This is a genomic window from Methylobacterium sp. WSM2598, from assembly GCF_000379105.1.
In the GTDB taxonomy this organism is placed as follows: domain Bacteria; phylum Pseudomonadota; class Alphaproteobacteria; order Rhizobiales; family Beijerinckiaceae; genus Methylobacterium.
The window spans coordinates 5,855,318-5,863,525 of the sequence record NZ_KB900609.1 but is presented as its reverse complement, the minus strand read 5'-3'; the positions used below and the strand labels follow the sequence as shown (position 1 = coordinate 5,863,525).

7 protein-coding genes are annotated in these 8,208 nt (G+C 71.8%); 4 read left to right on the top strand and 3 right to left on the bottom strand.

The window, feature by feature from the left end; genetic code table 11:
* Nucleotides 1-625 (bottom strand): methylmalonyl-CoA mutase family protein (locus MET2598_RS37470; protein ID WP_036270563.1); only part of this gene is annotated, 625 nt, incomplete at its 3' end.
* Nucleotides 626-910: 285 nt separating this feature from the next.
* Here MET2598_RS37470 and MET2598_RS0127400 point away from each other — a divergent pair.
* On the top strand, nt 911-1,813 hold the full coding sequence (locus tag MET2598_RS0127400) for an alcohol dehydrogenase catalytic domain-containing protein (RefSeq protein WP_018263047.1): 903 nt from the start codon (nt 911-913) through the stop codon (nt 1,811-1,813).
* Nucleotides 1,814-1,931: 118 nt separating this feature from the next.
* Nucleotides 1,932-2,327 carry a DoxX family protein gene (locus tag MET2598_RS0127395; protein WP_018263046.1) on the top strand — a complete coding sequence of 132 codons (396 nt, stop codon included), beginning with the start codon at nt 1,932-1,934 and terminating at the stop codon, nt 2,325-2,327.
* Between the two features lie 213 nt (nt 2,328-2,540).
* On the opposite strand, the gene MET2598_RS0127390 is transcribed toward MET2598_RS0127395, so the two are convergent.
* Nucleotides 2,541-3,650 (bottom strand): helix-turn-helix transcriptional regulator, encoded by a 1,110-nt coding sequence (locus MET2598_RS0127390; protein ID WP_018263045.1) that lies wholly within the window; start codon nt 3,648-3,650, stop codon nt 2,541-2,543.
* A gap of 280 nt (nt 3,651-3,930) precedes the next feature.
* Between MET2598_RS0127390 and leuD the strand changes: the two genes are divergently transcribed.
* Both leuD and MET2598_RS0127380 read left to right on the top strand, forming a co-directional pair.
* Nucleotides 3,931-4,533, top strand: a complete 603-nt coding sequence (gene leuD, locus MET2598_RS0127385) for a 3-isopropylmalate dehydratase small subunit (RefSeq protein ID WP_012330046.1) — start codon at nt 3,931-3,933, stop codon at nt 4,531-4,533.
* Between the two features lie 97 nt (nt 4,534-4,630).
* Nucleotides 4,631-5,827, top strand: coding sequence for a lytic murein transglycosylase (locus tag MET2598_RS0127380; RefSeq protein WP_018263044.1), 1,197 nt, complete (start codon nt 4,631-4,633; stop codon nt 5,825-5,827).
* A gap of 18 nt (nt 5,828-5,845) precedes the next feature.
* On the opposite strand, the gene MET2598_RS0127375 is transcribed toward MET2598_RS0127380, so the two are convergent.
* The gene (locus tag MET2598_RS0127375) at nt 5,846-7,849 is read right to left on the bottom strand and encodes a putative bifunctional diguanylate cyclase/phosphodiesterase (RefSeq protein WP_236728822.1); all 2,004 of its coding nucleotides are present in this window, start codon (nt 7,847-7,849) and stop codon (nt 5,846-5,848) included.
* Nucleotides 7,850-8,208: the final 359 nt, after the last annotated feature.

Below are 8,208 nucleotides of genomic sequence, written 5' to 3'. Positions count from 1 at the left end.
CGTCGAAATCCGGATCCGCCCGCACGGTGTCGAGCACCGCGATGGCGATGGCCAGCGCGTAGGAGAGTTCCTGGACCGGCGTCGCGCCCGCCTCCTGCAGGTGGTAGGAGCAGACGTTCATCGGGTTCCACTTCGGCACGTGCTTGGTCGTGAACAGGATCACGTCCTTGGTGAGCCGAAGGCTCGGGGCCGGCGGGAACACGTAGGTGCCGCGCGAGAGGTACTCCTTGATGATGTCGTTCTGCGTCGTGCCCTGCAGGGCCGCGATCGGCGCCCCCTGCTCCTCCGCGACCGCGAGGTAGAGCGCGAGCAGCCAGGGCGCCGTCGCGTTGATGGTCATCGACGTGTTCATCTGGGCGAGCGGGATGTCGCGGAACAGGGTCCGCATGTCGCCGAGATGCGCGATCGAGACGCCGACCTTGCCGACCTCGCCGCGGGCGAGTTCGTGGTCGGGGTCGTAGCCGGTCTGGGTCGGCAGGTCGAAGGCCACCGACAGGCCGGTCTGCCCCTTGGCGAGGTTCTTCCGGTAGAGCGCGTTCGAATCCGCCGCGGTCGAGTGGCCCGCATAGGTGCGGATGATCCACGGCTTGTCGCGCTGCGCCGTCCTCGTCGCCTGTTCGCCCATGGCGCCCTCGCCCCTCGCTTCCGTCCGAGCCCCGTCCGGGGCGCCGCATCGTAGACACGCCCGCGGGGGGCCGTCACGCCCCCGCGCGCGTCGCTCGCGCCGGCCGCACGGGCCCGACCGCGCGTCAGCGCAAGCAAGCGGTGCGCCGACCGCCCGCGCGGCGCCGGCGCGGGAAGCGGATTGCCTGCGTTTTCGGCGTCCGTCTGCCCTGCTTTTGGTCTATTTGACCCCGTCCTGATCGTCGCTAGGATCGGTGCAGTGCAATATCTGAAGGGAGGGTCCGCAATGGGTGCGGGCGCTGCGGTGCGGCCGATCCCCGGGGGATCGGGGCAGCTGAAGGACCTCTACGAGATCGGCGAGATCCCGCCGCTCGGCCATGTGCCGTCCAGGATGTACGCCTGGGCGATCCGCCGGGAGCGGCACGGCCCGCCCGAGGATTCCATGCAGGTCGAGGTCGTCCCGACCTGGACCATCGGCGACGACGAGGTGCTGGTCCTCGTGATGGCCGCGGGCGTCAACTACAACGGCGTCTGGGCGGGCCTCGGCGAGCCGATCTCCCCGTTCGACGTCCACAAGGCCCCCTTCCACGTGGCCGGCTCGGACGCGTCCGGCATCGTCTGGGCGGTCGGCGCCAAGGTGAAGCGCTGGAAGGTCGGCGACGAGGTCATCGTCCACTGCAACCAGGACGACGGGGACGACGAGGAGTGCAATGGCGGCGACCCGATGTTCTCGCCGTCGCAGCGGATCTGGGGCTACGAGACCCCGGACGGCTCCTTCGGGCAGTTCTGCCGGGTGCAGTCGCGCCAGCTGATGCGGCGGCCCCAGCACCTGACCTGGGAGGAGAGCGCCTGCTACACGCTCACCCTCGCGACCGCCTACCGGATGCTGTTCGGCCACGCGCCGCACACGGTGAGGCCCGGCCAGAACGTGCTGATCTGGGGCGCCTCGGGCGGGCTCGGCGTGCAGCTCGCGCACCTCAAGCAGGCGGCGGCCGCGAACCAGTTCGTGATCGACCGGCGGGTGGATCCGTGCATGAGCGAGCTGTTCCCGTGGGACAAGATCCCGCACGCCCATACCAAGATGTGGCGCAACCAGCACGCGCCCGGCAACATGGCGGTGCTGGTGAACTCGCCCAGGGCCGGCCTGCGCACCTTCGACGACGTGCTGGAACTCTCCGGCTCGCGCTGAGGCGCGAACCCGGCCCGGGCGCGCCCGGGCCGGGGCGTCGGGCTTGAGCGTCTCGTCGCCGCCGGGCTAAGGGCGTCGTTGCCCCCGGCCTCCTCCGGAGGGCCCGCCGGAGTTCGCGATGCGCGCCACCCTCGACCACTACGCCCCCGTCATGCTCAGCGTCCTGCGCATCATGGCGGCGCTGATCTTCATGGCCCACGGCACCCAGAAGGTGCTGGGCTTCCCGCCCCACCCGAACCCGCCCGGCCTGACCACCCTTCCCGGGATCGCCGGCATCCTCGAACTCGTGGGCGGCGCGCTCCTCGCCCTCGGCCTCCTCACCCGGCCGGTCGCCTTCATCCTGTCGGGCGAGATGGCCTTCGCCTACTTCATCGGGCACGCGCCGCGCGGCTTCTTCCCAACCCTCAACGGCGGCGACGCGGCCATCCTCTACTGCTTCGTCTTCCTCTACCTCGTCTTCGCCGGGCCGGGGCCGCTCAGCCTGGACGCGGCCCGCCATCGCGCGGGCGCCTGACGCGCGGTCGAGGGGCTGCCATCGGTCCCGCGCTCCGCGGCGCGTCGCCCGCGCGGCGCGTGAGCGACGCCGGCATCCGCATGGCGACGCAATCCGTCGGATGTCGGATCATACCCGATCCGCTTGATCCCTTCGGGACGGCGGATTTGGGCTTCGCTCTGACGCCGCGCAGGCGCGTGATCCGGGATCCGCTTCGATCAAGCGGATCCCGGATCACAGCCGCATCCGCCCCAGCAGCGCGACGAGTTCCGGCTGGCGGTGGGTGCGTGTCTTGGCGAAGACGGCCTTGAGCTGCGAGCGCGCGGTGGCGATCGTGATGCCGTGAGCCGCCGCGACCGCCGCGAGTTCGCCCCCCTCGGCGAGGTCGCGGGCGAGGCGCGCCTCCGCGGCCGTGAGCCCGAAGGCCTGCCGCAGCAGGGCCTCGCCCGGGCGCCCGCCCGCCGCGGAATCGACCACCAGGATCACCGCGCGGGCGCGCTGGAACAGGTCCTGCGCCGCCCCGGCGAGCGGGGCCGCGTGCAGGATCAGGGGCGGGCCCTCGGGCCGCGGCACCGCCACCGGCCCCTCGGCCGCCCCCTCGTGCGGCCGGCCGGCGCGGATCGCGCTCGCGATCAGGCGGCCGAGGGCGGCGTTCGCCGCCCGATCCTGGGCGAGCAGCGCCCCCTTCACGACGGCGATGCCGCGGCCGAGCTGCCGCTCGGCGTGGGCGTTCATCCGCAGCACCGTGCCGCTCGCGTCGAGCAGCAGGCCGCCGCAGCGGAGGGTCTCGAAGGCGTCGAGCGCGGCGCCGGCCCGCGCCTCGGCGAGCCGCAGGGCGATCTGCCCGGCCCGCTGCAGGTGCGGCACCGCCCGCCGGATCTGCGCGATCTCCCGGTGCGAGAACATCTCGCGCTCGCGGCGGCGCTCCGCCGACAGGATGACGCTGCGCTCCCCCTCCGCCACCATGTAGAGGCCCGCGAACCAGCGGTAGCCGTGGCGTCCCACGTAATCCGCGTTGAACGGGATGTGGTCGAGTTCCCGCGGCGTGAAGATCTGGGACTCGGTGATCACGCCGCGCGGATCCTTCAGGGCCTGGATGCCGCGCGCGATCCGCGGGTTCTCGGCGAGCCAGCCGTCCCGGACCCCCGCCTCCACCACCTCGGCCATGTCCTCCGACACCGAGGCCGCGAGCGGCGCCGCCGGCCCGGGCAGCATCACGGCGCCGTCCGCGCCGACGGCGCGCCCGTAGGCCTCCAGCACCGCCGGCCAGCGCTCCGGGTTCAGCGCCGCCTCGTAGAACAGATCGATCGCGTCAGCCAGACGATCGTCGCGAACATCTGTCATCACGATCCGGTTCCGCGCCTGCTCTGCTCAGCTTGAGCATATATTCCTATGATGACAAGCCGCAACGGGGGATCACGCCCCGGCGAGGCACGGCCGTCGGTGCCGCGCCGGGGACCGGGCCGCGCCCTCGCCCCGGTTTGGCCGAAGCGCGGCCGCGCGGCATCCGCCATTAGCGGGACGCCGGTGCCCGCAGCCGCGCGGGCGCGGCCTTTGCGGCGCCCCGCCGGCTTGCTACAAGCGCCCGATGGGCCGCCCCCGGGGCCGCCGGAAAGCTCGCATCATGGAAAAGTTCACCGTTCTCGAAGGCGTCGCGGCGCCGCTGCGGATCGTCAACGTCGACACCGACCGCATCATCCCCAAGCAGTATCTCAAGACCATCAAGCGCACCGGCCTCGGCAAGGGCCTGTTCTCGGAGATGCGCTACCGGGACGACGGCTCGGAGAACCCGGACTTCGTTCTCAACCAGCCCGCCTATCGCAACGCCAAGATCCTGGTGGTGGGCGATAATTTCGGCTGCGGCTCCTCGCGCGAGCACGCCCCGTGGGCGCTCGCGGATTTCGGCATACGCTGCATCGTCTCGACCAGCTTCGCCGACATCTTCTTCAACAACAGCGCCAAGAACGGCATCCTGCTGATCACCGTGGCGCCCGAGGACCTGGAGAAGCTGTTCGACGACGCGGAGCGCGGCGCCAACGCGACCCTGACCGTGGACCTGGAGCGGCAGGAGATCCGCGGGCCGGACGGCGGGGTGCTCCACTTCGACATCGATCCCGCCCGCAAGCACACGCTGCTGAACGGGCTCGACGAGATCGGCCTCACCCTCGAGAAGGCGCCCGCGATCGAGGCCTACGAGCGGGCGCTGGCGGACCGCCCCTGGGCCTGAGGCGCGCCACGGGGCCGCGCGCGGCCGGCAGGACTTCGTTAACCCTCATCCTGCCCTATTCGGGTGCTTGGATCCCGGTCCACGGAGTTCTTTCCCGATGACGCTTCGCCTGCGCCTGACGGCCGCGACCCTGCTGTGCCTGGGCGGCTTCGCGCTGCCCGGCGCGGCGCGGGCCGATTTCCGCTCCTGCCTCGCCGGCCTCGGCCAGGAGGCGGCGGGCAGGGGCATCTCGCCGGCCGCCTTCCAGGCCGCCACCGCCGGCATCGTATACGACGACAAGGTCATCGAACTCTCCCAGGCTCAGCCAGAGTTCAAGACGCCGATCTGGGACTACATGGCGGCCCTCGTGGACGACGAGCGCGTCGAGGACGGCCGCGCCGCCATGCGCCAGCACGCCGCCGCCCTGGCCGAGGCCGAGGCGCGCTTCCACGTGGACCGCTACACGATCGCGGCGGTCTGGGGCGTCGAGTCCAATTTCGGCAAGAACCTCGGCAAGATGCCGCTGATCCAGTCGCTCGCGACCCTGGCCTGCAGCCCGAACCGGCGCGCCGGCTACTTCCGCGGCGAGCTGATGGCGACCCTGAAGATCATCGACCGCGGCGACATCGCGCCGGACCGGCTGACCGGCTCCTGGGCCGGGGCTTTCGGGCAGACGCAGTTCATGCCCTCGACCTACCAGCGCCTCGCCGTCGACCTCGACGGGGACGGGCGGCGCGACGTGGTCGATTCGGTGGCGGACGCGGTCGGCTCGACGGCCAATTTCCTGCGCGCCGCCAAGTGGCAGAACGGCCTGCCCTGGGGCTACGAGGTGCGGCTGCCGCGGGGCTTCAGCGTCGCCGCCGCCGGGCGCAAGAACAAGCGGCCGATCGCGCACTGGGCGAGCCTCGGGGTCGCCCGGGTCGACGGGCGCCCGCTCTCCGGCGAGGGTCCGGCCGGCATCATCGCCCCGGCCGGGGTCGACGGCCCGGCCTTCCTGGTGACCCGGAACTTCGACGCGATCTACTCCTACAACGCGGCCGAATCCTACGGTCTCGCCATCGCGGTGCTCTCCGACCGGCTGCGCGGCCGGGCCGGCATCCAGACCGCGTGGCCGACCGACGACCCGCCCCTGTCGCGGGCGGAGCGCCGGACCCTGCAGAGCGCCCTCGCCTCGCGCGGCTACGACGTCGGCGAGCCGGACGGCCGGGTCGGCGCCAAGACCCGCGACGCGATCAAGGACATCGAGCGTCAGCTCGGCTGGCCGCAGACCGGCCGTCCCGGCGCGAAGGTGCTGGAGGCGCTCCGCCGCGGCTGAGCGGGCGGCCGGGCGGCGTCACGCCGCCGACGGGGCTGCCCGCTGCGCGATGAAGCCGGGAACCTCCGCGGCGGGCATCGGGCGGCCCAGCAGGAAGCCCTGCACCTCGGTGCAGCGCTCGCGGCGCAGATGGGCGAGCTGGTCGGGGCTCTCGACACCCTCGACCGTCACGGTCTTGCCGAGGACGCGGCCGAGGCGGATGATCGCGTGGAGGATCACGCCGGCGGCGGCGTCCGGCCGCTGCGCGTCGAACCCGGCCAGGAAGGCGCGGTCGATCTTGATCTTGTCGATCGGGAAGGCGGTCAGGTAGCCGAGCCCGGAATAGCCGCGCCCGAAATCGTCCAGCGCGATGCGGGCGCCGAGCGCCTTCCAGCGCTCGAGCTCGGCCCGGCTTCGCGCCTCGTCGGCGAGCAGCACCGATTCGGTGATCTCCAGTTCGAGCCGATGCGGCGGCAGGCCGCTGCGCAGAAGCGCCTCGGCGAGCGTGAGGGAGAAGCGCCCGCTGCGCACCTGCAGGGGCGAGACGTTGACGGCGAGCCGCAGGTCCGTCGGCCAAGTCCGCGCCTCGGCGCAGGCGGTATCCAGAATCCAGGTGCCCAGGGCCTCGATGAGCCCGTTCTCCTCCATGATCGGGATGAAGGTCGAGGGCGGGATCGGCCCGTGTCGCGGATGGGTCCAGCGCGCCAGGGCCTCGAAGCCCGCGAGGCCGCCATCCTGCGTCCTGAATTGCGGCTGGTAGTGCAGCGCGAACTCGCCGCGGCGCAGGGCCCCGCGCACGTCCTCGATCAGGGCCAGCTGCGCCAGCCGCTGCTCGCGCAGGCCGGAATGGAAGAAGCGGTAGCCGCTGCAGCGCAGCGACTTGGCCTCGTACATCGCGAGGTCGGCCCGGCCGATGATCGCGTCGATCTCGGTCTGCGGGCCGCGCACCGCGGCGATGCCGATGCTCGCCCCCACGCTCAGCGCGAGGTCGCCGTCACGGATCGGCTCGGTCACGGCGGCGATGATCGCCTCGGCCATCGCCGCCAGTTCGGGTTCCTCGGCGGCCTGCTCCAGCAGGACGAGAAATTCGTCGCCGCCCAGCCGCATGAGCACGGCCTCGGGCGGCAGGATGCCCGACAGGCGCGCGCCGACGATCCTGAGCACCCTGTCGCCGCAATCGTGGCCGTAGGTGTCGTTCACCGCCTTGAAGCCGTTCAGGTCGATCATGAGGACGCAGAGGCCTGCGACGCGCCCCTCGGCCAGCGCCCGTTCCAGCTGCTCGACCTTCTCGCGCAGGTAGGCGCGGTTGAACAGGCCGGTGAGGGAATCCTGGAAGGCGAGGGTGCGCAACTCGGCTTCGCGCTCGCGCAGGCGCGCCTCGGTCAGGGCCTGCTCGGTGATGTCGGTGCGCCGCGACAGGGTCGCGCCCGTCCTGGAACGCGTGCGCGTGTAGATGTAGGTCCGGCCGCCGACGCGCTGGATCTCCCGCTGCCGATCGGTCAGCAGGCGCGATTTCCGCGCCCGCTCGGCGAGGTAGGTCTCGGGATCCGCCCGCGCCAGGGGATCGTCGATGATGCCGGCGTCGAGGTCGAGCCGGTAGAGGTCGAGATGGTGCGCGCCGCGCAGGGCCCGGCGGTCCGGATAATGCGGGAAGATGCGGTGATACGCGTCGTTGGTGAACACGATGCCCTCCTCCTCGTCGTAGAAGGAGACCGCCTCCTCGCTCTGCTCCAGGGACTCCAGCACGAGCTGCGAGAGGCGCCGCTGGTGCAGCCCGGACAGGGCGTCGGCCGTCAGCCGGGCGAGGACGGCGCAGCGGCGCTCGTCGGCGGGGCCGAGGTCGGGGCCGGCCAGGACCAGCCCGCCGAGCAGGAGGGAGTCGGAGACGAGGCGCTGCCGCAGGATCGTGCCGCCCTCCTCCGCCCGCTGCCGGACCGGACCGGTCTCGCCCCCCGCCACGAGCCAAGGACCGGCTTCGGCGAGGCCGCCCCGCCGCGAGGCCGCCCCGCTCCCGAAGACCCGGCGCGCGCAGCGGCCGCTCATCGACATCATGTATCCGTCGAGATCAATCGCTGTCGTCTGCTGATGAATCACCTCGGCCGCAACGGAGAAGACGTCTTCGCCATTGACCGCGCGATGCATTCTGGCGGCAATGATAGCCGCGAATTCGGATTCGGACGATCCCAGATTGTCCCACATGGTACCGGCTCCGGGATGAACTCTTCAGTCGCGAACCCAGCGTAGGGTGTGGCGGTAAATGAACAACCATCGTTTTCATGACTTTACGTCATGAAATGGCCGGAGTGGCACGGTCGTGGCGCGGCGCCGCACCTGGGTTGAGCAGGTGGTGACTGGTTCTCCGGCAAAGCACCGCGAGGGAGCGCCCTTCCCGGCGGATCCGC